Annotated in this window: 25 protein-coding genes and 1 pseudogene; 18 read left to right on the top strand and 8 right to left on the bottom strand. The window is 28.0% G+C overall.

Features of this window, described 5'->3' with window-relative positions:
- Window positions 1-9: 9 nt before the first annotated feature.
- From cysK to waaF, 3 genes are all read right to left on the bottom strand, one after another.
- On the bottom strand, window positions 10-912 hold the full coding sequence (cysK, locus tag L8X33_RS03050; protein WP_263669918.1) for a cysteine synthase A: 903 nt from the start codon (window positions 910-912) through the stop codon (window positions 10-12).
- 96 nt (window positions 913-1,008) lie between these two features.
- Window positions 1,009-1,311: an HU family DNA-binding protein gene (locus tag L8X33_RS03045; RefSeq protein WP_039619003.1), complete on the bottom strand. Its 303-nt coding sequence runs from the start codon at window positions 1,309-1,311 to the stop codon at window positions 1,009-1,011.
- Between the two features lie 92 nt (window positions 1,312-1,403).
- Window positions 1,404-2,318, bottom strand: coding sequence for a lipopolysaccharide heptosyltransferase II (gene waaF / locus L8X33_RS03040; RefSeq protein ID WP_263669917.1), 915 nt, complete (start codon window positions 2,316-2,318; stop codon window positions 1,404-1,406).
- Between the two features lie 53 nt (window positions 2,319-2,371).
- On the opposite strand from waaF, the gene L8X33_RS03035 reads away from it, so the two are divergent.
- Window positions 2,372-3,178, top strand: coding sequence for a glycosyltransferase family 2 protein (locus L8X33_RS03035; protein WP_263669916.1), 807 nt, complete (start codon window positions 2,372-2,374; stop codon window positions 3,176-3,178).
- A 5-nt stretch (window positions 3,179-3,183) separates the two neighbouring features.
- A complete protein-coding gene (locus L8X33_RS03030) occupies window positions 3,184-3,900 on the top strand; it encodes a glycosyltransferase family 25 protein (RefSeq protein ID WP_263669961.1) in 717 nt (238 codons plus the stop codon).
- A 71-nt stretch (window positions 3,901-3,971) separates the two neighbouring features.
- Here L8X33_RS03030 and L8X33_RS03025 read toward each other — a convergent pair.
- Window positions 3,972-5,013: pseudogene (locus L8X33_RS03025) on the bottom strand (beta-1,4-N-acetylgalactosaminyltransferase).
- A 47-nt stretch (window positions 5,014-5,060) separates the two neighbouring features.
- On the opposite strand from L8X33_RS03025, the gene L8X33_RS03015 reads away from it, so the two are divergent.
- The 6 genes from L8X33_RS03015 (at window position 5,061) to L8X33_RS02990 (ending at window position 10,715) form a co-directional block, all read left to right on the top strand.
- Window positions 5,061-5,372: a glycosyltransferase family A protein gene (locus L8X33_RS03015; RefSeq protein ID WP_263666399.1), complete on the top strand. Its 312-nt coding sequence runs from the start codon at window positions 5,061-5,063 to the stop codon at window positions 5,370-5,372.
- Window positions 5,373-5,686: 314 nt separating this feature from the next.
- Window positions 5,687-6,424 (top strand): sulfotransferase family protein, encoded by a 738-nt coding sequence (locus L8X33_RS03010; protein ID WP_263666398.1) that lies wholly within the window; start codon window positions 5,687-5,689, stop codon window positions 6,422-6,424.
- Window positions 6,421-7,374 carry a glycosyltransferase family 2 protein gene (locus L8X33_RS03005; protein ID WP_263666397.1) on the top strand — a complete coding sequence of 318 codons (954 nt, stop codon included), beginning with the start codon at window positions 6,421-6,423 and terminating at the stop codon, window positions 7,372-7,374. The genes L8X33_RS03010 and L8X33_RS03005 overlap by 4 nt, the downstream gene beginning before the upstream one ends.
- A complete protein-coding gene (locus tag L8X33_RS03000) occupies window positions 7,371-8,573 on the top strand; it encodes a glycosyltransferase family 2 protein (RefSeq protein WP_263669913.1) in 1,203 nt (400 codons plus the stop codon). The genes L8X33_RS03005 and L8X33_RS03000 overlap by 4 nt, the downstream gene beginning before the upstream one ends.
- Window positions 8,570-9,529, top strand: coding sequence for a glycosyltransferase family 2 protein (locus L8X33_RS02995; RefSeq protein WP_263669912.1), 960 nt, complete (start codon window positions 8,570-8,572; stop codon window positions 9,527-9,529). Before L8X33_RS03000 ends, L8X33_RS02995 begins: the two co-directional genes overlap by 4 nt.
- Window positions 9,510-10,715: a glycosyltransferase family 8 protein gene (locus L8X33_RS02990; RefSeq protein ID WP_263669911.1), complete on the top strand. Its 1,206-nt coding sequence runs from the start codon at window positions 9,510-9,512 to the stop codon at window positions 10,713-10,715. Before L8X33_RS02995 ends, L8X33_RS02990 begins: the two co-directional genes overlap by 20 nt.
- On the opposite strand, the gene L8X33_RS02985 is transcribed toward L8X33_RS02990, so the two are convergent.
- Genes L8X33_RS02985 through waaC form a run of 4 tightly spaced genes read right to left on the bottom strand, consistent with a single transcriptional unit; the run spans window position 10,704 to window position 15,200 of the window.
- Complete coding sequence (locus L8X33_RS02985) at window positions 10,704-11,759, bottom strand: glycosyltransferase family 4 protein (protein WP_263660201.1); 1,056 nt, start codon at window positions 11,757-11,759, stop codon at window positions 10,704-10,706. The two genes, L8X33_RS02990 and L8X33_RS02985, sit on opposite strands and share 12 nt — an antisense overlap.
- A complete protein-coding gene (locus L8X33_RS02980; protein WP_263669910.1) occupies window positions 11,756-13,303 on the bottom strand; it encodes a glycosyltransferase family 2 protein in 1,548 nt (515 codons plus the stop codon). Before L8X33_RS02980 ends, L8X33_RS02985 begins: the two co-directional genes overlap by 4 nt.
- Window positions 13,304-13,311: 8 nt before the next feature.
- Window positions 13,312-14,184 (bottom strand): lipid A biosynthesis lauroyl acyltransferase, encoded by an 873-nt coding sequence (locus L8X33_RS02975; protein ID WP_263669909.1) that lies wholly within the window; start codon window positions 14,182-14,184, stop codon window positions 13,312-13,314.
- Window positions 14,181-15,200 (bottom strand): lipopolysaccharide heptosyltransferase I, encoded by a 1,020-nt coding sequence (gene waaC, locus L8X33_RS02970; RefSeq protein ID WP_263669908.1) that lies wholly within the window; start codon window positions 15,198-15,200, stop codon window positions 14,181-14,183. The genes L8X33_RS02975 and waaC overlap by 4 nt, the downstream gene beginning before the upstream one ends.
- Before the next feature lie 66 nt (window positions 15,201-15,266).
- On the opposite strand from waaC, the gene L8X33_RS02965 reads away from it, so the two are divergent.
- Genes L8X33_RS02965 through pglE form a run of 10 tightly spaced genes read left to right on the top strand, consistent with a single transcriptional unit; the run spans window position 15,267 to window position 26,541 of the window.
- A complete protein-coding gene (locus L8X33_RS02965) occupies window positions 15,267-16,046 on the top strand; it encodes a 3'-5' exonuclease (RefSeq protein WP_263662614.1) in 780 nt (259 codons plus the stop codon).
- A 58-nt stretch (window positions 16,047-16,104) separates the two neighbouring features.
- A complete protein-coding gene (gene galE, locus L8X33_RS02960; RefSeq protein WP_263662612.1) occupies window positions 16,105-17,091 on the top strand; it encodes a UDP-glucose 4-epimerase GalE in 987 nt (328 codons plus the stop codon).
- Window positions 17,085-18,779, top strand: a complete 1,695-nt coding sequence (locus L8X33_RS02955) for an ABC transporter ATP-binding protein (RefSeq protein WP_263669907.1) — start codon at window positions 17,085-17,087, stop codon at window positions 18,777-18,779. Before galE ends, L8X33_RS02955 begins: the two co-directional genes overlap by 7 nt.
- A complete protein-coding gene (locus tag L8X33_RS02950; protein WP_263669906.1) occupies window positions 18,776-19,840 on the top strand; it encodes a glycosyltransferase in 1,065 nt (354 codons plus the stop codon). Before L8X33_RS02955 ends, L8X33_RS02950 begins: the two co-directional genes overlap by 4 nt.
- Before the next feature lies 1 nt (window position 19,841).
- Window positions 19,842-20,942 carry a glycosyltransferase gene (locus L8X33_RS02945; RefSeq protein ID WP_263669905.1) on the top strand — a complete coding sequence of 367 codons (1,101 nt, stop codon included), beginning with the start codon at window positions 19,842-19,844 and terminating at the stop codon, window positions 20,940-20,942.
- Window position 20,943: 1 nt separating this feature from the next.
- Window positions 20,944-23,082: an STT3 domain-containing protein gene (locus L8X33_RS02940; protein WP_263669904.1), complete on the top strand. Its 2,139-nt coding sequence runs from the start codon at window positions 20,944-20,946 to the stop codon at window positions 23,080-23,082.
- Window positions 23,079-24,206, top strand: coding sequence for a N,N'-diacetylbacillosaminyl-diphospho-undecaprenol alpha-1,3-N-acetylgalactosaminyltransferase (pglA, locus tag L8X33_RS02935; protein ID WP_263669903.1), 1,128 nt, complete (start codon window positions 23,079-23,081; stop codon window positions 24,204-24,206). Before L8X33_RS02940 ends, pglA begins: the two co-directional genes overlap by 4 nt.
- Window positions 24,199-24,801, top strand: a complete 603-nt coding sequence (pglC, locus tag L8X33_RS02930) for an undecaprenyl phosphate N,N'-diacetylbacillosamine 1-phosphate transferase (protein WP_039626890.1) — start codon at window positions 24,199-24,201, stop codon at window positions 24,799-24,801. Before pglA ends, pglC begins: the two co-directional genes overlap by 8 nt.
- Window positions 24,788-25,384, top strand: coding sequence for a UDP-N-acetylbacillosamine N-acetyltransferase (gene pglD / locus L8X33_RS02925; RefSeq protein ID WP_263667219.1), 597 nt, complete (start codon window positions 24,788-24,790; stop codon window positions 25,382-25,384). Before pglC ends, pglD begins: the two co-directional genes overlap by 14 nt.
- On the top strand, window positions 25,381-26,541 hold the full coding sequence (gene pglE / locus L8X33_RS02920) for a UDP-N-acetylbacillosamine transaminase (RefSeq protein ID WP_133319738.1): 1,161 nt from the start codon (window positions 25,381-25,383) through the stop codon (window positions 26,539-26,541). Before pglD ends, pglE begins: the two co-directional genes overlap by 4 nt.
- Window position 26,542 lies beyond the last annotated feature (1 nt).

Here is a 26,542-nt window from a genome sequence, read left to right as displayed (position 1 = left end):
CACCCCTAATTATAAATTTGCAAATAAATCAGTTGACAAATATCGCTCGGCTGTATCATTTAACATAGTCAAGACTTTTTTATCAGGGTTTTCTAAAGCAATTTTTCTAGCCATATATACATTTGCACCACTTGAAATTCCTGCCATTATGCCATTTTTACCAAGCTCTAAGGCTGTATTTATAGCATCTTCATTGCTTACACAAACTATCTCATCTATGATTTTTTGATTTAAAATTTTAGGGATAAAATTTGCACCTATACCTTGAATTTTATGGCTTGCAGCGGTATTTTGGCTCAAAAGTGGCGAAGATGCGGGTTCTAAGGCTATGATTTTGACATTAGGATTGTGTTCTTTTAAAATTTCTCCTACCCCGCTAATAGTCCCACCTGTACCAAAACCTGCTAAAAAAATACCAAGATCAGGCAAAGCTTTTAAAATTTCTAAAGCAGTATTTTTTCTATGTGCATTTTTGTTGTTGATATTTTCAAATTGACTTATCATAAACGAATTTGGAATTTCACTCAAAAGCTCATTAGCTCTATCAAGCGCCCCTTGCATACCTTTGCTTGCTTGAGTAAGCTCTAGCTTTGCACCAAAAAAACTCATCATTTTTCTACGCTCAATACTCATAGACTCAGGCATAGCTATGATAAGTTTAAGCTTTAAGCTTGCACAAATCATTGCTAAAGCTATGCCGGTATTTCCACTTGTAGCTTCTATAATGGTTGTTTCTTGATTGATTTTACCTTCATTTAAAGCTTGTTTTATCATCTCCACAGCCGCTCTATCTTTTATAGAATGACTTGGATTAAAATACTCGCATTTAGCATAAAGATTTGGAGCAAATTCTTTTAAAGAAACAATCGGGGTATTACCTATACAATCTAAGATATTATTATAAACTGACATTGTCTTCCTTTAATATTTTTAAAAACAATATCAAAAGAAAATTAATACTTAACTATGAAGAAAAACGCAAAAGTTTTTTAACTTTTGCGCAAAGAATTATTTTTTAGCTTTTTTAGCAGTTTTAGCAGCAGCAACTGCGTCTTTAAGGTTTTTACCTACTTTAAATTTAGCAACTTTAGTAGCAGGTACTTTGATAGTAGCACCAGTGCTTGGTACTCTAGCTTCTCTAGCAGCTCTTTCAGCCACAGAAAATGTACCAAAACCGATAAAGCTAATGCTATCACCTTTAGCTAATACATCAGTAATAGTAGCGATTACTGCATCAGTAGCTGCAGTTGCATCTTTTTTAGTTAGCCCAGCAGTTTGAGCAACTTGAGAAATAAAATCTGCTTTAGTCATAAAAAGCTCCTTGATTAAAAATGATTGTTAAGTTTAACACATTTATCAAGCTTTTGCAAGAGGTTTAAACCCAAATCACAAAGAAAAATATGCTAAAAAAATGTTTTTGCTAAATTTATTACCACATCAGGCTTTAAATCTTTCATACATTTATGATGTTTTAAAGGGCAGACCTTTTGCATACAAGGCATACAAGCTAAATTTAAATGTGCTATTTTAGCATTTTCTTGCCAAGGCGAGGTTTGACTAAATTTAGTCGAGCCAAAAATAGCCACCGTTTTCACCTCATAAACTGCACCTATATGCATAGGACCACTGTCGTTTGTGATGAGCAAATCAAGCATAGAAATATTTTTACATAAAGTATAAATACTAGTTTTACCACAAAGATTTTTTGATTTGATACCTTCTTTTAGAAGAAAATACTCAATTTCATCACAAATTTCTCTCTCACTTTCTACTCCAAAGATTAAAATTTGATGAGTTGAGCTAAATTCTTTTGCTACCCTTGCAAAATAGCTCGCTTCCCATCTTTTGGCACTTCCAAAATGTGCACCCGGGTTTATACCTAAGATTTTTTGAGTTGATTTTGCTTTTATAGGGAGTTTTAAAGCATTTGAAGTGGCTTTAAAATTTAAGGCTTTTTCTATGAAATTTAAGTATTTTAAGACTTGGTGTTCTTCTTTTAGAATATTTTTATCAAAATAAAATCTTTTTTTTGCTTTGATTAGATTTAAAATGATCTTGCTTGAAAATGCCGAGCGAAACGAAAAAGCTAGATCAAATTTACCAAGGTTTTTTCTAGCTTTTAAAATTTGCTTATATCTTTGCTTTTTATTTTCTACTAAAATTTGAGCATTTTCAAAGCGTTTAAAAAGCTCTGTGCTTACAAAAGAACCATAAAAAGTAAATTTAGCTTGAGGGTATTTTTCTTTCATAGCATAAATAGCCGCACTAGCCATCACCGCATCGCCAAGCCAAGTAGGAAGGTTGATAAAAATATTCATAATTTTCCTTAAAAATAAAAGCTATAATTATATCAAAAAAATAAAGAGCTAAAATGAGTCAAATTTCCATCATACTACCAACTTATAATGTAGAAAAATATATTGCTAGAGCATTAGAAAGTTGTATTAAACAAACTTTTAAAGATATAGAAATCATTGTGGTAGATGACCTTGGCAATGATAAAAGTATAGATATAGCTAAAGAATATGCTAGTAAAGATGATAGGATAAAAATCATACATAATGAAGAGAATTTAGGAACTTTTGCTAGTAGAAATATAGGTGTATTAAATTCAAGCTCACCCTATATAATGTTTTTAGATCCTGATGATTATTTAGAGCTTAATGCTTGTGAAGTTGGGCTTGAAAAAATCAAAAATGTAGATATGGTAGTGTTTGATGCATATGTACATAGGGTGAAATTTAAGAAATTTTATAGATTTAAACAAGATGAACTTTTTAAAAAAGATGAATTTTTGGAATTTTTACTTAAACAAAAGCATTTTTGTTGGAGTGTTTGGGCGAAAGTATATAGAAAAAATTTGATTTTAAAAAGTTTTGAGCATGTTGATTTTAAAGAAAAACTTTGTTATGGAGAAGATGTGCTTTTTAACTATATAAATTTTATGCCAAGCGAGAGCTTTTTTGTATCGCAAGAATGCATATACCGCTATGAATTTAATGAAAATGGTAGATATGAAAACAAAAATAAAGAAATTTTATGGCAAAATTACCAACATAAAAAGCAAAGTTTAAAATGCATTAAAAAATTAGCTAGTGTTTTTTCATATAAGCATTTTAATGGAAAAATATTAGAAGTTTTAGAAAAAGAAATTTTAGGGTTAGAGAGTAGAGTTTGAAAAAAATAAAAGTTTTTATCATCAATCTAGAACGCTCAAAAGATAGAAAAAATTTTATGCAAGAACAAATTCAAAAACTCTTCGCGTGTAATCCAAATTTAAAAAATCAACTAGAATTTGAATTTTTTAAAGCCATCGATGGTTCTAAAAATGAGCATTTGCAGTTTAAAAGTCACTTCCCATGGTGGTGTCAATTTGCACTTGGGCGTGAACTTAGCGATAGTGAAAAATCATGCTTTGCATCTCATTATAGTTTATGGAAAAAATGTCAAGAACTTAATAACCCCATCATCATTTTAGAAGATGATGTCATCTTTAGCGATGAGTTTTTAAACAACTCAAATGTCATTGAAAAATTACTAAATAGTAACTATAAATACATAAGATTTTATTACCTTTTTGATAAAAAAATACACCATTTAAATAATAATTTTTATATAAGTTACGAAAATATTGGTGGCACGCAAGGATATTTTATACACCCAAATGCTGCAAAAAAGTTTATTGAAAAAGCGAGATATTGGTTTAAGCCTGTAGATGATTATATGGATATGTATTATTATAATAAAATACAAAACATTATATACAAACCATTTTTGCTTGACTTAAATCATGTAGAAACTACTATAACACAAAGAAAAAAGAAACTTAGCATACCATCTAAAATTATAAGAGAAATTATAAGATTTTATTTTTCAACTTTAAAAATTATTTATAAATAAAAAATTCTTTGCTTTTAAATGTGCAACTTGCAAGTGATAATTATTAGATTTCTACCAAATAATAAAAACAATCATTCTAAAGCAAAATTATTATATGTATTTATAATTCTATCTTTATTTAACAATTTCTCATCAATCCTTGAATTTATAAGGTAAGAAAATTGATCTTTAAAATCACTTAACAATATCCAATCATTTCGAATTTTTAATTTCCTATGCTGCTTTACAAATGGAAAATGCCAATTGGTTAATTCTGTATGATATATAATATGTTTTTTAAGTCTTAATATTTCATAAGATGATAAAGATTGATATTTGCATTTTTCTTTTTGTGGAATTTCCTTCCATTCGAAACTATCTCCTAAAATAAGCACTTCTTCCCACTGCAATTGTATATTTTTAACAAGCCAATGATCGGCAACATCTATATAATAATTAGGTACTATATAAACTTTATTTTCACAAATAGCAAAATTCATTCTTGCTATACTAACCACATCGTTATCTTTTTTGGGTATATAAAAACTTTTATATAATTTTTTAGCATCATAAATATGATCTACATCTATTTTTACAAGCCATTCTCCTTGAGGAATAAAACTTGCAACATAATTATAATAACTATAAAGTTTATTTTCTTCACTTTGAGGATTTTCAATTTGTACTTCATAAGGGTATTTTACTGGTATAAAAGAAGGGTATTGTTTACAAAATTCCAAAATAATTTCTTCACTTCCATCAGTACAATCATTATATCCTATAACGCCTCTTTGTATTGCAGGCAATATACTTTCTAATGAAGCTCTTAAAGTAATAGCTTCATTTTTGACTCTTATAAAAGCCCAAGGATTTAAAGAAGATTTTGTATCTTTTGAGTTTGGATCAAAGTCAAAATAACCATTATGCCCCCCCCCCATTAATGGTTTTATTAATTTTATAAAAATACTTATTATTGTATGTTTTTATTTTATTTAAAATATTTTTGGGTAACTTAAAATCAGTTTTTTGTAAAGATATGGTTTTATTGTTTAAATTATATCTTATCTTTTTTCTTATAGATTTTATTGGTATAAATATAAGCAATAAATTTATAAATATTTTTCTAAATTTCATATTTTTTAATGTTTCCTTATACATAATAAAATAAAAAGAAAGTATATATGAATAATCCTTTAATTACAATTATCATCCCAATATATAATGCAGCACCTTATTTAAGAGAATGTTTAGATAGCGTAATAAATCAAACTTATAAAGATCTAGATATTATTTTAGCAGATGATGGAAGCTTGGATATGTCTTTGGAATATTTGAATAAAGATGAAAGAATATTTTTAATCTCCAAAGAAAATTGGGGATTAAGTTCTGCAAGAAATATGGGATTAGAATTTATAAAAGGAACTAAATTAAGAGATTTTTTTGAAAACGAAGAAAATATATCAGTTATGAAAAATCAAATAATTTTAAAATAGTATAAAAGAGCTCGTAAAAGAATAAAAAAACTTTACCAAACTTAGTAAAAATATAGTCCAAACAAAGTTAAAAAACATTAATGATTTTATCATTCAAGATTTACCTGATGATATTATTCATTTTTTTAGATTCTGTGATTATTTAAAGCTTAATACATACGAGCTTAGGTTTGAGAAAATTAAAAATATTGATATGAAAACAAAAATAAAGAAATTTTATGGCAAAATTACAAACATAATTAATAAAATACATAAATAAATTTTATTTGTTTTTTAAGTTAATATAAAAATCTTTAAAAAATAAAAGGAGATTTTTGGATAATAATCTAATAAAAGACTTTCAAAGAAAACAAAAATGCATTTTTATACATATACCAAAAACAGCAGGAACAAGCATAGAAAAAGCTATTTTTCAAACAGATAAATGGCTTAGTGGACACATTAAAGCTCAAGATTACATACAAAGTGATCCCAAAGAATTTAAAAATATTTTTTCATTTGGATTTGTAAGAAATCCACATGATAGACTTGTTTCTGCTTTTTTCTATCTTAAAAAAGGAGGTGGTAACATAGAAGATTTGCAATGGTCACAAGAACATATGCGAAAATACAGCTCATTTGAGCAGTTTGTTTTAGATCTAGAAAATATAAAAATTAGAAATAAAATTTTTAATTGGATTCATTTTATCCCTCAATATTGTTTTCTTTGCGATAATCAAAAAAATATATTGGTCGATTTTATAGGAAAAGTAGAAAATATTCACAATGATTTTCAATTTGTTTTATCAAAATTAAACATAAAAAGAACATTAACAATATCCAATCCAAGTAGCCATCGACATTATTTATCATATTACAACAAGACAACTTATAAAATTGTCTACAAGCTTTATCACTACGATTATAAATTATTTAATTATAACTCTGAAGAAGAAAAAATAAAAGAAGATTTTTCTTTTTTCTTTAAAGTTCAATTATTCCTAAAAAAAATATGCCATAATTTAAAATTTTACTTTCATCATCCTAAAAAAATTTTTCAGGATAGAACATGAGTCAAATTTCCATCATACTACCAACTTATAATGTAGAAAAATATATTGCTAGAGCATTAGAAAGTTGTATTAAACAAACTTTTAAAGATATAGAAATCATTGTGGTAGATGACCTTGGCAATGATAAAAGTATAGATATAGCTAAAGAATATGCTAGTAAAGATGATAGGATAAAAATCATACACAATGAAGAGAATTTAGGAACTTTTGCTAGTAGAAATATAGGTGTATTAAATTCAAGCTCACCCTATATAATGTTTTTAGATCCTGATGATTATTTAGAGCTTAATGCTTGTGAAGAATGTATTAAAATTTTAAACAAAAATGGTAAAATAGATTTAATATGGTTTGATTTTTTATATCGTTCCAATAACACTGTAGTAAAAAATAAAATCTTACAAGATAATATTTTTTCTATTAATGAATACTGTCGATATGTAATATCACACGACGGTTTATGCTATTGGACTCTTTGCTCAAAAATAATAAAAAAAGAAATCTACACAAAAGCAATGACTCTTTTAGAATATATTAAAACAAAATTAACCATGGCAGAAGATGCTTTAATGTATTTTTTTATCATACAACATTGTAAAAACATCCAAACAAGCTCTCTTAATATATATTATTATTATCAAAACAGCACAGGTTCCATGCTAACAAATAATAAAGAAAGAATTCAAAACTATATAAAACAAGAAACACAAATCATAAAAATAATGAACAATTATCTAAAAAACAATAAGCTCGACACTCTTTTATGTATTTTCCTTACTATTCTAATACAGAATATCAAATTTGGACAAAACGAAAGAAAAATACAACTATATAAAAAAAATTATCTAACCTACTTAGTATGCTTCAAATTACCCTTAAAAATAAATAGAAAAAGAATTATACTCTTAAAAAAATATCTAAAATTTATCTTTAATAAAAAGTTTTATCAATGAAAACAACACTTTCCATCATCATACCAATATACAATGTGGTACCTTATTTAAAAGAATGTCTAGATAGCGTTGTCAATCAAAGCTATAAACATTTAGATATTGTTTTAGTAGATGATGGAAGTGATGATGGAAGCTTAGATATAGCTTTAGAATATCTCAATAAAGATGAAAGAATATTTTTAATCTCTAAGGAAAATGGAGGATTGAGTTCGGCAAGAAATATGGGATTAGAATTTATAAAAGGAACTAAACTTAGAAGCTTTTTTGAAGATGATAAAGAACAAGATATAATCTCTTTTGCCTTAACTCATACCTTTGACAAAAATACAAAAATAATCAGCAAAGAAACTATAAAATCAAATTTTATACAAATTCAAAAAAGATACATAAAAACAAATATAGAAAATATAAATGATTTATTAGTGCAAGAGCTACCAAATTCTATAATTCACTTTTTAGATTCAGATGATTATTTTTTAAATGATTGTATAGAGCTTTGCGTGAAAGAAATGATTGAAAAAGATTTGGATATTTGTGCGCACGGGTTTGAAGAATATCATGAAAAAAATTCTTGTTTTTTAAAAAAACCACCAACAGACCTAATGCAAAAAAGTAAAAAAATATTTTTTAATACCGGTATAGAACTATTGCAAGAAAATAACTTTTTTCAGTTTTATTTTGCTTGGCAAGGAACTTTTAAAGCTAAAATTTTAAATCAATATAATCTTCGTTTCACACATGGAATTTATCATGAAGATCATGATTTTGGAACTATATTGTTTTGCTTGGCGAAAAAAGTTTTTTATATCAATACAACCTTAATGATATATAGAATTAGAAAAGGCTCCATAACAAATATCCAAAATACTTTAATACCGCAAAAATTACCTAAATATCTAGAGCCACTAAAAGAGCATTTTAGTGATTATAAAGAGCTTAGAGAATATTTTAGAATTTATTGTCTTGTTAAAATAGCGAAACAATTATATATTTTTAATATTGATATTAAAAATGATTTTTTTAAAAAAAGCATCAAAGATTATTGTATGTATTATTTTAATATGCAAATAGCTAAAGATCCTCTAAAAATCAAAAAAGAAATTATTTTTTTTAAAAAAAATATTGAAATTTATAAAAAATACCTGAAATTCAAAATGATTATTCGTCATCCTAAAAAAATTTTTCAGGATAGAACATGAGTCAAATTTCTATCATACTACCAACTTATAATGTAGAAAAATATATTGCTAGAGCATTAGAAAGTTGCATTAACCAAACTTTTAAAGATATAGAAATCATTATAGTAGATGATTGTGGAAGCGATAAAAGTGTAGATATAGCTAAAGAATATGCTAGTAAAGATGATAGGATAAAAATCATACATAATGAAGAGAATTTGAAACTTTTAAGAGCAAGATATGAAGGTGTTAAAGTAGCAGCTTCACCTTATATTATGTTTTTAGATCCTGATGATTATTTAGAGCTTAATGCTTGTGAAGAATGTGTTAAAATTTTAGATAAACAAAAAGTTGATTTAATATGTTTCAATTATTACGAATGCGATGATTATAAAAAAGAATGGAATTTTTTTGAAAGTGCATTTTATAATAATGAAAATTTTTGCTATTTTTTATTTTCAAGGTATCCTAAATTTAGTTGGAATATTTTCAATAAAATATTGAAAAAAGAGTTATATCTTAAAGCTTTTAATACAATTAGTCTTCAACCAAATGAAAAAAATACTATGGCTGAAGATTTTTTATTGGTTTTACATAGCCTAAAATTTATAAATGCAATTGGTATCACAAAACAATATTTATATAATTATAATATTTCAAATGAAAATTCATCAACTAGGGAAAAAAAAGATCTTAATAAAATTAAATCTTATATCCATGACTTATCTTTTGTTTCAGAAAAAATTTCAAATCTTACTCAAAATCAAACAAATAAACTTCATTCACTGATTTTTAAAATCGCTATATACGATCTAAACATCCATAAAATAGATTTAACATATAAATACACAAATAAAAATTTTTTTGAAAAAATTTTCCTTAAAATACAAAGAAAAAAAATTAAAATTAAAAAAAATATCCAAATAAAAAATGCTAAAAATATCCTAAAGGAAGCAAATGTATCACATTGTTTTTAGTGCAGATGAAAATTATATTAAATACACAGCTGTTTTGATTACAAGTATTATTAAAAATACAGATAAAAATAAATTTTATCAAGAAAACGAAATATATTATTTTCATATTTTAAGTAATTCTATTAGCAATCATACTAAAAATAAACTTCAAAAATTAGAACAAGAACTTAATTTAACTTTCCCATGCAAAATACAAATTCATATTCAAAACGATGAAGACTTTAAACATTATCCTATCAGTGGAGCTGCTCATAGCTCAAAACTTCCTTATTATAGATTAAAATTAAATTCTATATTAGATGATGAGATAAACACTTGCTTATATTTAGATTCTGATATGCTATGTTTGTGTGATATAAGAGAAATTTTTACTATTAATTTAGAAGGAAAAATAGCCGGTGTTGTAGGCGATCCTGGCTCCAAACGTACAAAAATAAAATTTAAAGAAAATAACCAAAAACACACTTTGCGTTTTGATGAAAATTATTTTAACTCAGGTTTTTTACTTATCAATCTAAAAGAATGGAAAAAACACAATATAGAACAAAAATGTGAGGATTTAGCTAGCAAATGCTACTACATAAAAGCCGCAGATCAAGATTTACTTAACGCCACCATAAAACCACAATATCAACTAAAACTTGATTTTTCATATAATTTCAACATCATTACTCTTTTTTATGCTATATGCAAAGATGAACAAGCAAATAGACTTAACTACACAAGAGATGAATTTACCAAAAGCGCAAAAACACCTAAAATTTTACATTATGGAGAAAAACCTTGGAAATTTTTAAAATCATACACAGATTTGCAAGGTAAAAATATAAATGATTATTGGTGGCAAATAGCAGAAAAAACACCTATTTTTAATGAAGAATTGCTCGAACAAAAAGCAAACATTAAAGATCATTTGCTTTATAGTGCTTTGGGATTTGAGCTTTTAAAAGCTATAAAAAGTTTTAATTTTGCAAAAATATCATCTTTAATACATAACACTAAGCAAGATGAGTATTTTTTAGAAAAATTACAAAATATCAACGATGATATTTTTGGACTTTGCTGCATGCTTGGAGAAAGCATTTTATATGCAAGAAAAAATCAAAAAAACACCTTTAGTGTTTTTTTAAAAGCTATCAAAATGCTCAAAAATTTTAAAAAATACGCAGACAAATCAAGAGTTTAATAACTCTTGCCATTTTTGCATAACTTTTTCTTTAGAGAAGTTATGAGAAATATTTTCTTTTGCACTTTGCCCCATTTGTTTTCTTAAATTTTCATCATCCATAAGCAAACAAAGCTTATTTGCAAATTCTTGCAAATTACCATCCTCGATTAAATATCCGCTTTTACTATTTTCTATAATATCACTAGGACCTGTATTAATATCAAAAGAAATCAAAGGGACTCCATAGGAACTAACTTCAACCAAAACCATAGGAAAACCTTCATACAAGCTACTCATTGCATAAATACTTGAATGTAAATATTCTTTTTCTATATCTTTTGTAAAAGGCCTCAATATAACTGAGTTTTCAAGTTTATATTTTTTTATTTTATCTTCTATAGTATTCTTTAACTCACCTTCTCCGACTATAGTTAAAGTCCATTCTTTGTATTTTACATTTTTTTGCACAAGCTTCCAAATTTCAATAAGTCTTAAAAACCCTTTCTGATCCTCTAAAGCCATTCTTCCAACACTTAAAATATTTTTAATATGTAATTTCCCTTCCAATGAAGTTTTAGAGTATAAAAAATTTGGTATAACCCAAACATTCTTATGATATTTTCTCCACTGATTAATTTGTTTGACTGATAATACCACTAAAGCATCAAAATAATTATTTTTTCTTCTATATTTTTTTAGACTCATATGAATAAAATTAATATATTTTGTATTTTTATTTTTAAAGAAAGGAAAATGAGGACAATTATTAAAAATCATCACATCAACATCTTTATATCTTCGTTTTAACAAAAAACTCTCATAATACTTATAATATAACTTATAAAATAATTTTTCTTTTTTTACGTCAGCTCTTGATTTACTATGCAAGTAATCTATTTTAATATTGTTATTTAATTCATAAGCTACATCAACTCCTTGTTTATAAAAACTAAAAATTTTTACATCATACCCAAGCTCAAAAAGTGCATTTGCTAAATTTACAACAACCCTTTCGGCACCACCTCCTATAGTGATATCCCCGATAAGTAATAAAATTTTCATTTCCAAGTCACTTTTTTATTTTTTATAGTTTCAAGATAAATTTGATGATTGATTTCAAGCATATTTTTGCTATTTTCTTCATGGTAGATATGATAAGCCAGAGCATTAAATTTAAGCCTTTTAAACACTCCCTCATTAAATAAAAATCTAGCTACAAACTCGCTATCTTCCCTACCCCAGCCTATAAATTTTTCATTAAATCCCTCAATGGCTTCAAAATCACTTTTATAAAAGCTCATATTGCAGCCTCTTATACCTTTAATAAGTTGTGATTTTTTAAAAAATTTCTTAGCTAGTTTTGAAAATTTATATATACATTTAGCTAAAAAAATATTTCTTTGATTTTTAAAACCCTTTTTATTAAAAGCCAAACTAAAATCATTTTTGCTTAAAAGTTCTTTGCTTTCTTTTTCATTTAAAATCACCCTAGAACCTTGCAAAAATACTTTTTTTTGTGCAAATTTCAAATGATCAGCTACAAAACTTTTTTCTAAAACCATATCTCCATCTATAACGATTATATATTCGCTTTTAGAAGCTTTAATAGCTTTGTTTCTAATCTCACTTAGTCTAAATCCCTCATCTTCTTGCCAAATATGCTCTAATTTACAAGGAAAATCTTTCTGATAAGCTTGTATAAGTTTAGCCGTATCTTCTTTGCTTCCATCATCAGCTATTAAAACCTCATCTGGTAAAGGCTCTAAGTTTTTAACGCTATCAAGCACCAAAGCAAGCCTTTCTTTTTGATTATAGGTTGTGATGATTAAAGCACAAGTTTTTGGCTTTTGTTTTTTTAACTCATACAATTTCATATATTTAAAAAAGGCCCCAAGACCATTGCAAGTACTTATGATAAAGCCTTTATAGCCATAAAAAATCCCTTTTTTCAAAACATAATTTCTAAAAAAAGTCCAAATTCCTCTTAACAATGCCTTGCAAATGCTACTTTCTTTATGTAAATTTTGCAAAGCCCAAAGCTTGGAGTATTTTTGAAGCTTATCTAGCAAACTATCGATATCATCAAACGCAAAATGCCTCAAACCATTTTGCAACTTAATTTTTTTGCTATCTTCATGTAAAATCAAACTCTCATGCACCAAATTTTCATTAAAATTGGTATGAGTTTTATTAAACACCCGCATTACATGATCAGGCCACCACCCACAAGCTTTAATCCACTCTCCATTATATAAATTTTCTCTTGGTAAAGCTATGATATCTTCTTTATTAGGCTCAATTTGCCCTAATTCTTGTAAAAATTCTTTCTTAGTAAGCTCATCTGCGTCAATATTAAAAATCCAATCATTACTAGCATAACTTATGGCTAAATTTTTCAAAGGTCCAAAACCTATAAATTTATGCTGATAAATCTTGATATTTTTATAACTTTTACTAAACTCATAAGCAATTTTTAAAGTATCATCATTGCTATCATTTTCTATCAAAACTATCTCGCCAAATTCTTGCAAAGATTCCAAGCAAGCTTTTAAAGTTTTTTGAGCATTTTTAACAATCATTATCACACTAATTTGCTTTAAATCCATTTTATATCCTATAAATATAATTCATGATTGTATCTTTTAAATCTCTTATGAAAGAAAAAATACTCATCAGGTTTAAATTTAATCATCTCTTCACAACACTTTGCTTGATACTTAGTAAGCTCTTCTATACTTGCCTTGCTTGCATCTAAAGCCTTAAAAGTTTTTACAAAAAATTTCTCATCTTTTTGATACACAAAACAAGGTAAAATCATAGCATTTGTTTTTTTAGCAAGCACACTTGCACCTGCTATGAAATTTACTTCTTGGTTAAAATATTGTATTTTTACACTTTCACTATCCACTGCATCTTGATCGGTTAAAATTCCAAGCGATCTACCTTCTTTTAAGGCTTTTAGCATTTTTCTAAGCCCGCCCTTTTTTTCTATAAGCTCTATATTAAACTGCGTGCGATTTTTACTTAAAATTTTATCCATTATCATACTATCAAGTGCTCTTCCAACTATGGAAATTCCTTGAAATTTAGCCCCAAAAGACAAAGCCAAAAGCTCCCAGTTACCATAATGAGCCGTAGTTACAATCAAGGGTCTTTTACTTTGCATTATATTTAAAATTTGCTCCTCATCATCAAAGCAAATTTTATCGATAATTTCTTCTTTGCTTGCATTTTGATTTTTGATAAAATCAATCCCAAATTTAGCAAAATTTTTATAGATATTAAGACTAGTTTCATCACGCCATTTTTGATCTTTTTCAGGAAAGCAAATTTTTAAGTTTATGTCAATGATTTTGCGGTGTTTGTGATTAAGCCTATAAGTGATCAAAGCAATCAAATTTGCAAAAGAGTTTAAAAGCTTTGAAGGTAAAATCTTCACAAGGGCTTTTAATATATAAAAAAGGCTTAGATATACATAATTTATCATTTTTCTAAAAGCTCACAAGCAAGTTTAAAAATATCTTTTTCATCGATATTTTGTATGCAAAAATCACTCTTATCTATATGCTTTGAATGCAGTATTTTTTTACCTGCATTGATTGTTTTGTTGATATTTGTTTCATAAGCATTTCTTTGACTAGGAGTAGCACCAAAAATCGTTATAGAAGGCTTATTTAATGCAAAGGCTAAATGAGTAGGCCCACTATCATTTCCGATAATCAAATCGCTTGCTTTAGTTAAAGCACAAAGCTCACTTAAGCTTAATTTTGGCGCAAGTTCTATTTTCAAATGCTTTAAATTTAAAACTATATCTTTAGCAAAATTAAACTCATTAACATTACCCCAACCAAGCATGATTTTTGCACTAGTAAAATACTCCAAAAGCATTCTACAAAGTAGTATCAAACGCTCTTTTGGGTAAATTTTATTAGGCATAGATGAGCCTACATGTATGAGTATATTTGGCGCACTTTCACTTAAAGAAAGCCTTTGTTCTAAGCTTTCTTTTAACTCATCATCTACGCTAAAACAACTTTGTTTTAACTCTATATCGCTATGATCAAAATGCTCATTTAATACATAAGCTACCAAAGAAAGATTACGCACGATAATATTTTCTTCATAATTACACGCAAATTTATGCGTATAAAAATTGCTCGCAAAGCTCTCTTTTATGCTTTCTTGATCAAAACCAAAGGTATTAGCACATAAAAATTTACTCACTGAAGCAGATTTAATCAAACCTTGCAAATCAATCACAACATCATATTTATTTTGCCTAGCTTCAAAAAGCATAGCAAAAACTTCTTTGAATTTTCTATCTTTTAAAGGCAGGGCATATACTTCATTGATCATTGGATGATCTTGCAATAATCCTGCAAATCTTACATCTACAAACCAATCAATACTCGCCTTAGGATAATGCTTTTTAATAAATTGTAAAACAATTACTGCATGGATGATATCTCCAAGTGCGGATAATTTAACCAAACCTATTTTCATATGCTACTTTATTTTTAAATTTTCTGTTATGATTTTAACAAAGATTTTTTTAAAAAAAGGTTTATCATGCAAGAATATATTTGCGTTTTTGATTGTGAGAGCATTCCTGATGTAGAATTGATAAAACATCTTTATGATTTTAATGGCGATGATTTAAGCATTAGCAAGCAAGCTTTAGAAAGACAAAAAGAAGAAAGCGGAAGTGAATTTTTACCCCTGCCTTTTCATAAAGTTGTAAGCATTTGTGCAGTGATTGCAGATAAATTTGGAAATTTCATCAAAGTCAATAAAATCAAAGGCGAAAATGAAAAACAAATGCTAGAAGAATTTTTTAACTTCATAGACAAACACCAACCCCGCCTTGTAAGTTTTAATGGTAAAAGCTATGACATGCCTTTGCTTGTTATAAGAGCATTAAAATACAATATCAACGCAAGTGCTTATTTGGACGCAAGCGATAAATGGAATAACTACAAAAGCAAATTTGTAGAAAATAAACATTGTGATTTATTAGAATCTTTAGGAAGTTTTGGTCAAAAAGGCTTAAGACTTGACACGCTTTGTGCTATGGCAGGACTTCCTGGAAAATATGATGTGCATGGAAATGAAGTATTAGAACTTTTTTATCAAAACAAATTAGAAAAAATTCACGAATACTGCGAAAGTGATGTGTTAAACACCTATATGCTATTTTTAAAATACGAACTCATTAAAGGTAATTTAACCCAAGAAGATTATCTTAATATTTTAGAAAATTTCAAAGAAGAACTTTTGCAAAAACATAGCGATAAAAGCTATCAAAAGCCATTTTTAGAGGCCATAGAAAAAGAAAAGAGCAAGTTTTAAATTAATTAAGAAAAGTATATTAAAATAACTATTATTAAATATCACAAAAAGGATAAAAATGAAAATTTTAATCACCGGTGGCGCAGGATACATAGGCTCTCATACTTTAAAACAATTTTTAGAAACAAATCATGAAATTTGTGTATTAGATAATCTTTCAAAAGGTAGCAAAAAAAGTTTGGATGAACTTTCTAAAATCAGACCTTTTAAGTTTTTTGAGCAAGATTTAAGTGATTATGCTGGGATTAAAAAACTTTTCAAAGAGGAAAAATTTGATGCAATTGTGCATTTTGCAGCTAGTATCGAAGTTCCTGAAAGTATGGAAAATCCTTTAAAATATTATATGAATAATACCGCAAACACAAGCAACTTAATCCAAACTTGTTTAGAAACAGGTGTGAAAAAATTCATTTTTTCTTCAACTGCAGCTACTTATGGAGAGCCACAAACTCCTATCGTAGATGAGCAAAGTCCATTAGTACCGATTAATCCTTATGGACAAAGCAAACTAATGAGCGAAAAAGTCTTACAAGATGCTAATATGGCTAATCCTGAATTTAAATATTGCATTTTAAGATACTTCAATGTAGCAGGTGCTTGCATGAGTTATCCTATAGGTCAACGCTATCCAAAAGCTACTTTACTTATCAAGGTTGCTGCTGAAGTAGCCACAGGAAAAAGAGAAAAACTTTATATTTTTGGTGATGATTATAATACTAAAGATGGTACTTGTATTAGAGATTTTATCCATGTTGATGATATTTCAAGTGCACATTTAGCTGCTTTAGAATACCTAGAAAACAATGAAAGTAATATTTTCAATGTAGGATATGGACACGGTTTTAGCGTAAAAGAAGTTATTGAAACTATGAAAAAAGTAAGTGGAGTAGATTTCACAGTAGAACTTGCACCAAAAAGAGCTGGGGATCCTTCTGTGCTTATTTCAAATGCTGATAAAATCAAAACTCTAACCAATTGGAAACCAAAATATGATGATTTAGAATTAATCTGTAAAAGTGCTTATGAGTGGGAAAAACAGTGTTAAAAAAACTTTTTTTCATACTCAATGCCCATGATAAGAAATTTTTATTTGCTTTGCTAATTTTTTCTATTTTTATAGGATTCATAGAAAGCTTTGCTATTTCTTTGATCATGCCTTTTGTATCAGTGGCGAGTAATTTTGAGCTTTTAGAAAAAAGCTCCTATTTTCAACCTGTATATGAGTATTTAAATTTACCAAGTTATAAGATTATTGCTTATTTTGGCTGTATATTAATCGCCTTTTATATTTTTAGAGCCTTTTTAAATGCCTTTTATTTTCATTTACTTGCGCGTTTTTCTAAAGGGCGTTACCACAGCCTTGCTTGTCGTATTTTTGATAAATACTTACACCTTGAATATGAGAATTTTACTAATAAAAATCAATCAGAACTTTTAAAAACCATCACTCAAGAAGTATTTCATTTAAGCACTTTAATTAGTGCTTTTTTACTTATGCTAAGTGAAAGCTTTGTGGTGTTTTTACTTTATACTTTATTGCTAATTATCAACTATAAAATCACCCTAGCTTTAAGTGCTTTTTTACTTTTAAATGCTTTTATTTTGATTAAAATCCTCTCACCCTTGGTAAAAAAAGCTTCCATAGCTAGAGAAGAGGCGATGAAAAATTATTTTGAAATTTTAAATGCAAATTTAAACAACCTTAAAATCATCAAACTCAAAACCAAAGAACAAAGCACACAAAAGCTTTATGAAATTCAAAGTGGGCTTTTTGCCAAAGCAAACATTAGCAATGAAAGCATGTCAAGCATTCCTAGAATTTACCTTGAAGGTATAGGTTTTTGTATGCTTTGTTTTATCGTGGTGTATTTAGTTTTAAGATATGAAAGTGATATTTCATCTATCTTAGCAACCATTACTATTTTTGTGGTGGCTCTTTATAGGCTTATGCCAAGTGCTAATCGTATCATCACAAGTTATAATGAAATCACATATTATAAAAACTCTTTAGATATTATTTATAATATGCTCAATGAAAAAGAAGAAAAACTAGGCGATGAAAGTATTGAATTTAAAGAAAAAATCGTTTTGAAAAATCTTTTCTTTGCTTATAAGGGTAAGAAAAATTTATTTAAAAATTTAAATTTTGAGCTTAAGAAAAATGAAAAAATCGCTTTTATAGGTAAAAGTGGAAGTGGTAAAAGTACTTTAGTTGATCTTATCATAGGGCTTTTAAAACCAAGCGATGGAGCTATTTTTGTAGATGGAATTAAGCTTGATGAGAGCAATATAAAAAGTTTTAGAAGTAAAATTGGCTACATACCTCAACAAATTTATCTTTTTAATGATTCTATTGCTAAAAATATTAGCTTTGGAGAAGAAGTAGATGAAGCGCTTTTGCATAAGGTAATCAAACAAGCTAATCTTGAAAGCTTTGTAAATTCACTTGAAGATGGAGTGCATACTAAGGTGGGTGATTCAGGTTCGTTTTTAAGTGGGGGTCAAAGACAAAGAATAGCCATAGCAAGAGCACTTTACCAACAGCCTGAAATTTTAGTTTTAGATGAAGCAACTAGCGCTCTTGATCAAGAAAGTGAAGCAAAAATCATGGAAGAAATCTATAAAATTTCAAAAGACAAAACTCTCATCATTATAGCTCATAGGCTCTCAACTATACAAGGTTGTGATAGAGTATTTGAAGTAAATCATGGGCATTTAAAGGAACAAGCATGAAAATCACTTTCATCATAGCTACTTTAAATTCAGGTGGTGCTGAAAGAGTATTGGTCACTTTAGCTAATGAGCTTTGTAAAAATCATGAAATAAATATTATTAAATTTCACAAAGAAGACTCTTTTTACAAGCTTGATCCAAAAATCAAACTTTTTACCCTAGAGCAGTTTGACTTTTCCACTCTTTATAATAAAATAGCCTCACGCATTAAAAAATTCAAAGCCTTAAAACAAGCACTTAAAGACCATAAAAGTGATGTTTTTATCTCATTTTTAGATACAACTAATATTGCTTGTATTTGGTCAAATAAAGGTTCTAATACACCTTTAATCATTAGCGAGCATAGCTCTTATACTTATTTAAAATCTAAAATTTGGAAATTTTTACGCCGTATAAGTTTTCCTCATGCAAATGCTTTAACCGTGCTAAGTAATGATGATAAAAATTACTATGAAAACTTTGTTAAAAAAGTTATCAATATGCCAAATCCTTGTCATTTTAGCCCTATTAAAGAAAATTTAGAAAAAGAAAATAATGTCATTTTCGTAGGCAGACTTGATCATAATAAAAATGCTTCTATGTTTTTAAAAGCCATAGCAATGCTAGATACAAATTTACAAAAACAATACGACTTTTTCATAGCAGGCGATGGAGAATTAAGACAAGATTTAGAACAAGAAGCCAAGAATTTAAATATCAAAGTTAATTTTCTAGGTAAAGTTGAAAATATGCAAGATCTTTATAAAAAAGCAAAAATAATCTGCCTTTGCTCTTTCATAGAAGGCTTGCCAACGGTTTTGCTTGAAAGTTTATATTATCAAGTAGCGCGCATTAGCACTAAATACACAAGCGGTCATAAAGATTTAATTGATGATGGAAAAGATGGATTTTTAGTAGATTTAGATGATGAAAAAGCTTTAAGCGAAAAACTCGCACTTTTAATGCAAGATGAAAATTTAAGAAAAACACTAGCACTTAATGCACAGCAACGATGTAAAGATTATGAAGTGGCCAATGTAGCACAAAAATGGCTTGATTTGATCAAAGAAGTAAGGGTTTAAAATGAAAAAACTAGCAATTTTTATTTATTCTTTAGGAAGTGGTGGCGCTGAAAGGGTTGTATCTACACTATTACCTGTGTTAAATTTAAAATATGAAATACATTTAATTTTAATGAATGACAAAATATCATATGATATTCCTGAAGTTAATATCCACTACCTTGAAAAATCAAATCCAAGCGAAAGTAATTTAGCTAAATTTTTAAAACTACCCTTGCTAGCTATGAAATACAAAAAGCTTTGTGAAGATTTAAAAATCAATTTGCAATTTGTATTATTAAATAGACCTAATTATATTGCGTTAATGGCAAAATCCCTAGGACTTAAATCAACCCTTATTATCAATGAATGCACCACTCCAAGTGTAATTTATAAACATAATAATCTAAATTCTTTTATCAATAAATTTCTTATTAAAAAACTTTATAACAAAGCAGATTTAATCTTAGCAAATTCTATAGGAAACAAAGAAGATTTAATACAAAATTTCAATATAGAGGCTAAAAAATGCGATATTTTATACAATGCCATAGACTTAGAAAACATCATAGAAAAATCTAAAGAAAAAATAGACTTTAAAGATCCTTTTATATTAAGTGTTGGAAGGCTTGATCATGGTAAAAATCATGCTATGCTTATAAGAGCTTATGCAAAAGTTAAAACTGATTTAAAATTAGTCATTTTAGGCGAGGGCATTTTAAAAGATGAGCTTTTAGCTTTAATAGAAACTTTAAATTTAAAAGATAAAGTCTTTTTACTAGGTTTTGATAAAAATCCTTATAAATACATGAGCAAATGTGACTTTTTTGCTTTTGCTTCAAGTTTTGAAGGTTTTTCCAATGTTTTAATCGAATGCCTAGCTTGTAATACTGCCGTACTTTGCACTGATCATAAAAGTGGGGCAAGGGAGCTATTTTTAGATGATGAGTTTGGACTTTTAGTAAAAGTAGATGATGAAAAAGCCATGCAAGAAGGCTTAGAAAAAATGTGCAATGATGAAGCATTAAAAGCTTCATATAGACAAAAGGCTTTTTTGCGTGCAAAAGAATTTGATAAAATTAGCATAGCAAAGCAATTATTTGAATTTTTCAACAAGGCATAAAATGAAACTGCAACAAAATTTCACTGATAATAATTCTATAAAATATACCTGTATTTTAATCCTTATAGCCTTTGCTTTTAGTGTTTTGTGTAGGTTATACTGGGTGGCTTGGGCAAGTGAGTTTTATGAGTTTTTCTTTAATGATCAACTTATGATTACTACTAATGATGGCTATGCTTTTGCAGAAGGTGCAAGGGATATGATAGCAGGTTTTCATCAACCTAATGACTTATCTTATTTTGGAAGCTCACTTTCTACTTTAACTTATTGGCTTTATAGTATTTTGCCTTTTAGCTTTGAAAGTATTATTTTATATATGAGTACTTTTTTTGCTTCTTTGATTGTTGTGCCTATTATATTAATCGCAAGAGAGTATAAACTCACTACCTATGGCTTTATAGCAGCCTTACTTGGAAGCATTGCAAATAGTTATTATAACCGCACTATGAGCGGGTATTATGATACTGATATGCTAGTGTTAGTTTTGCCAATGCTTATTTTGCTTACCTTTATACGCTTAACTATTAATAAAGACATTTTTACCCTACTTTTAAGTCCGGTTTTCATCATGATTTATTTGTGGTGGTATCCATCAAGTTATTCTTTAAATTTTGCTATGATAGGACTTTTTGGTCTTTATACTTTAGTATTTCATAGAAAAGAAAAGATTTTTTATCTAGCTATTGCTTTAATGATCATAGCTTTAAGTATACTAGCATGGCAATATAAACTTGCTTTGATTGTATTGTTATTTGCTATTTTTGCCTTTAAAGAAGAAAAAATTAATTTTTATATGGTTTGGGCTTTGATTTTTATTAGCATTTTGATATTACATTTAAGCGGTGGCTTAGATCCTGTTTTATATCAACTTAAATTTTATGTTTTCAAAGCTTCTGATGTGCAAAATTTAAAAGATGCTGCCTTTATGTATTTTAATGTTAATGAAACTATTATGGAAGTAAATACTATCGATCCTGAAGTATTTATGCAAAGAATTAGCTCTAGTGTTTTAGTATTTATCCTTTCTTTTATAGGTTTTATCTTACTTTGCAAAGATCACAAAAGTATGCTTTTGGCTCTACCTATGCTTGCACTAGGTTTTATGGCTTTAAGAGCTGGACTTAGATTTACCATTTATGCAGTTCCTGTGATGGCTTTGGGTTTTGGGTATTTTTTATATGCTTTTTTTAATTTTTTAGAAAAAAAACAAATCAAACTTAATCTAAAAAATAAAAACATCTTGCTCATACTCATTGCATTTTTTAGTATAAGTCCTGCCCTAATGCATATTTATTATTATAAATCCTCTACTGTTTTTACTTCTTATGAAGCTAGTATTTTAAATGATTTAAAAAATAAAGCTCAAAGAGAAGATTATGTCGTTGCTTGGTGGGATTATGGTTATCCAATACGCTATTATAGCGATGTAAAAACCTTAATCGATGGTGGAAAACACCTAGGAAAAGATAATTTTTTCTCATCTTTTGTCTTAAGTAAAGAACAAATTCTAGCAGCCAATATGGCAAGACTTAGCGTAGAATACACTGAAAAATCTTTCAAAGAAAATTATCCTGATGTTTTAAAAGCTATGGTAAAAGATTATAACCAAACAAGTGCTAAAGATTTTTTAGAAAGTTTAAATGATAAAAATTTTAAATTTGATACCAATAAAACAAGAGATGTATATATTTACATGCCTTATAGAATGTTGCGTATCATGCCTGTGGTAGCACAATTTGCAAATACAAATCCTGACAATGGAGAACAAGAAAAAAGTTTATTTTTCTCTCAAGCTAATGCCATAGCTCAAGATAAAACAACAGGTTCTGTTATGCTTGATAATGGAGTAGAAATTATTAATGATTTTAGAGCTTTAAAACTAGAAGGTACAACTATACCTTTAAAAGCTTTTGTAGATATAGAATCCATCACTAATGGCAAATTTTATTACAATGAAATTGATTCAAAAGCTCAAATTTATTTACTCTTTTTAAGAGAATATAAAAGCTTTGTGATTTTAGATGAAAATCTTTATAATAGTGCCTACATACAAATGTTTTTATTAAATCAATACGATCAAGATTTATTTGAGCAAGTCACTAATGATGCAAGAGCAAAAATTTATAGGCTAAAAAGATGAAAATAGGAATTTTAACCCATAGTGCAATGAGTGTGTATTATTTTCGTCTTGCACTCATTAGAGCTTTAGAAAAAAATAATCATGAAGTTATAATCATCACTCCAAAAGATGATTTTGCTATTAAGTTACAAGAGCTAGGCTATAAGGTTTGCTTTTATGATTTAGCTAGATCAAGTGTCAATCCTTTAATTGTTTTTAAAAATCTACTTAGTTTAAAAAATACACTCAAAAGTTTAAATTTAGATCTTTTACAAACAAGCGCTCACAAAAGCAATACAACAGGTATTATAGCAGCTAAAATGGCGGGCATTAAATACACTTTTGGTTTGGTTGAAGGCTTAGGAAGTTTTTACATAGATGATGATTTTAAAAGCAAATTAGTAAGAATAAGCATTAATTTACTTTATAAAATTTCTTTTAAACTTGCAAATGGTTTTATTTTTGTCAATGAAAGCAATGCTTTATTTATGAAAAATTTAGGCTTAAAAGAAGAAAAAATCAAAATCATCAAATCCGTAGGGCTAAATTTAAAACAATTTTTACCTTTAAAAATTAGCACAGAAGAAAAACAAGCTTTTTTAAAAGAACACAATATGCCTGATAAACCTATCGTTTTAATGATTTCAAGAGCACTTTGGCATAAAGGAATTAAAGAATTTTATGAAGCAAGCCAAATTTTAAAAGATAAGGCAAATTTTGTTTTAGTGGGTGGAAGAGATGATAATAAATCTTGTGCACCATTAGAATTTTTAAACTCAAATGATGTTTTTTATCTTGGCACAAGAAGTGATATTGCACATTTATTAAATTTATGCGATATTTTTGTTTTACCAAGTTATAAAGAAGGCTATCCAAGAACGGTTTTAGAAGCACAAGCTTGTAAAAAAGCATGCGTGGTAAGTGATGCTGAGGGTTGCATTGAAGCAGTGAATAATGCCATAGACGGTTTAATTTGTAAAAGCAAAGATAGCAAGGATTTAGCTGAAAAAATAGCAGTTTTACTAGAAGATGAAAAACTAAAAAATACTTTAGCGCAAAATGCTTTTCTTAGAGCACAAAATTATGATGAAAATATCATAGTTTTGAAATATCTTGACTTTTATAGGGGTTTTATAAATGTATAAAAATGGTTTAAAGCGTGTTTTTGACTTTTTTTTGGCTTTGATTTTATTGATTATTTTTTTACCCTTTATAGTGCTTATAGGTATTGTTTTAAAAATCGTTCAAGGAAGTGTGCTTTTTAAACAAGCAAGACCAGGATTAAATGAAAAAATTTTTTATATTTATAAATTTAAAACTATGAGTGATGAAACCGATGAAAATGGAGAATTACTTCCCGATGAATTACGCTTAAAGCCTTTTGGTAAGCTAGTTAGAAGCTTGAGTTTAGATGAATTACCACAACTTTTTAATGTATTAAAAGGCGATATGAGCTTCATAGGCCCAAGACCTTTACTTGTAGAATACTTACCCTTATACAATCAAGAGCAAAAAAAACGCCACGATGTAAGACCAGGCATTACAGGTTGGGCACAGATTAATGGACGCAATGCTATTTCTTGGGAGCAAAAATTTAAATATGATGTAGAATATGTGCAAAATTGCTCTTTTTTATTTGATCTTAAAATCTTTTTTATGACCATTATTAAAGTTTTAAAAAGAAGCGGGGTTAATAAAGAAGGAGTAGCTACAACGGATAAATTCAATGGACACAACTAAAAGTATTTATATATATGGTTCTAGTGGGCATGGTTTAGTCTGTGCTGATGTAGCTAGAAATTTAGGATATGAAAAAATCATCTTTTTGGATGATAATAAAGGCTTAAAATATCACTCCGACTTAGAAAAACACGATATGTTTATTGCTATTGGCGCAAACTCTATTAGAGAAAAACTTTTCAAAAAAGCAAAAGATGATGGATTTAGATTAGTTAATTTGATACACAAAAGTGCTATTATTAGCCCAAGTGCTTTTTTAGATGATGAGGGTATTTTAATCATGCCAAATGTCGTAGTTAATGCTAAAGCTAGTATTGCAAAAGGTGTGATTTTAAATACTGCTTGTGTGATTGAGCATGAGTGTTTTGTAGATGAGTTTAGCCATATTAGTGTTGGAGCTAAACTAACAGGAAATGTAAAAATAGGAAAGCGTTGTTTTTTAGGAGTTAATTCAAGTGTTATTCCTTGTATAAGTTTAAATGATGATATAACTTTAGGCGCGGGAGCAGTTGTAGTTAAAAACTTAACTTCTAAAGGCATTTATGCTGGAGTTCCTGCCAAGAAAATAAAGGAGGTAAAATGAGATTTTTTCTATCAGCACCACATATGAGTGGAAAAGAATTAGAATACATACACAAAGCTTTTGAAAGTAATTATATAGCACCTTTGGGTGAGTTTGTTAATGCCTTAGAACAAAGTATTAAAGATTATACAAAAAGTTCTAACGCACTTGCTCTAAATGCAGCCACTGCAGCTATTCATTTAGCTTTAAGAGTTTTGGGCATCAAAGAAGGCGATATAGTTCTAGCTTCAAGTTTTACCTTTATTGCTTCAGTAGCGCCTATTTCTTACATGAATGCTACGCCTGTATTTATTGATTGTGATGAAACTTATAATTTAGATGTAAATTTATTAAAAAAAGCTATCAAAGAAAGTCCTAAAAAGCCAAAAGCTCTCATTTTAACACACCTTTATGGTAATGCTTCCAAAATGGATGAGATTGTCCAAATTTGTAAAGAAAATGAGATTTTTTTAATCGAAGATGCTGCTGAAGCTTTGGGAAGTTTTTACAAAAATAAAGCCTTAGGTACTTTTGGGGATTTTGGAGTATATTCTTTTAATGGTAATAAAATCATCACAACAGGTGGTGGTGGCATGCTTGTGAGTGAAAATCATGCTAATCTTGAAAAAGCAAGATTTTATAGTACCCAAGCTAGAGAAAACTGCCTTCATTATGAGCATAAAGAATATGGCTATAATTATAGAATGAGCAATATCTTAGGTGCAATCGGCACTGCTCAAATGGAAGTTTTAGAAGAAAGAGTGAGTAAAAAGCGTGAAATTTATAGCTGGTATAAAGAATTTTTAAGTGGAACTTTTACTTTTTTAGATGAGCTTGAAAATACCAAGTCAAATCGCTGGTTAAGCACTGCTTTACTTGATTTTGATTTAAATAAACTTAATACTTATGAAAAACATTGTATATGTGAAAATAAAAATGTTCAAATTCAAGATAAAATTTTAAAAATCATACAAGTTTTAAAAGATAATAAAATCGAAAGTCGTCCACTTTGGAAGCCAATGCATTTGCAAGAACTTTACAAAGGCTGCGATGCTTACTTAAATGGTAATAGTGAGTTTTTCTTTAGTAATGGAATTTGTCTTCCAAGTGCAACTACTATGAGCAAAGCTGATGTAGAGGAAGTTTCTACTTTAATCTTAAACACCTTAAAGGACTAAG

Origin of the sequence: Campylobacter sp. CNRCH_2014_2849 (genome assembly GCF_025772845.1) — a bacterium.
Taxonomy (GTDB): domain Bacteria; phylum Campylobacterota; class Campylobacteria; order Campylobacterales; family Campylobacteraceae; genus Campylobacter_D; species Campylobacter_D lari_D.
Note: the sequence above shows the minus strand (reverse complement) of the source record. Positions and strands in the feature narration are given on the sequence as shown.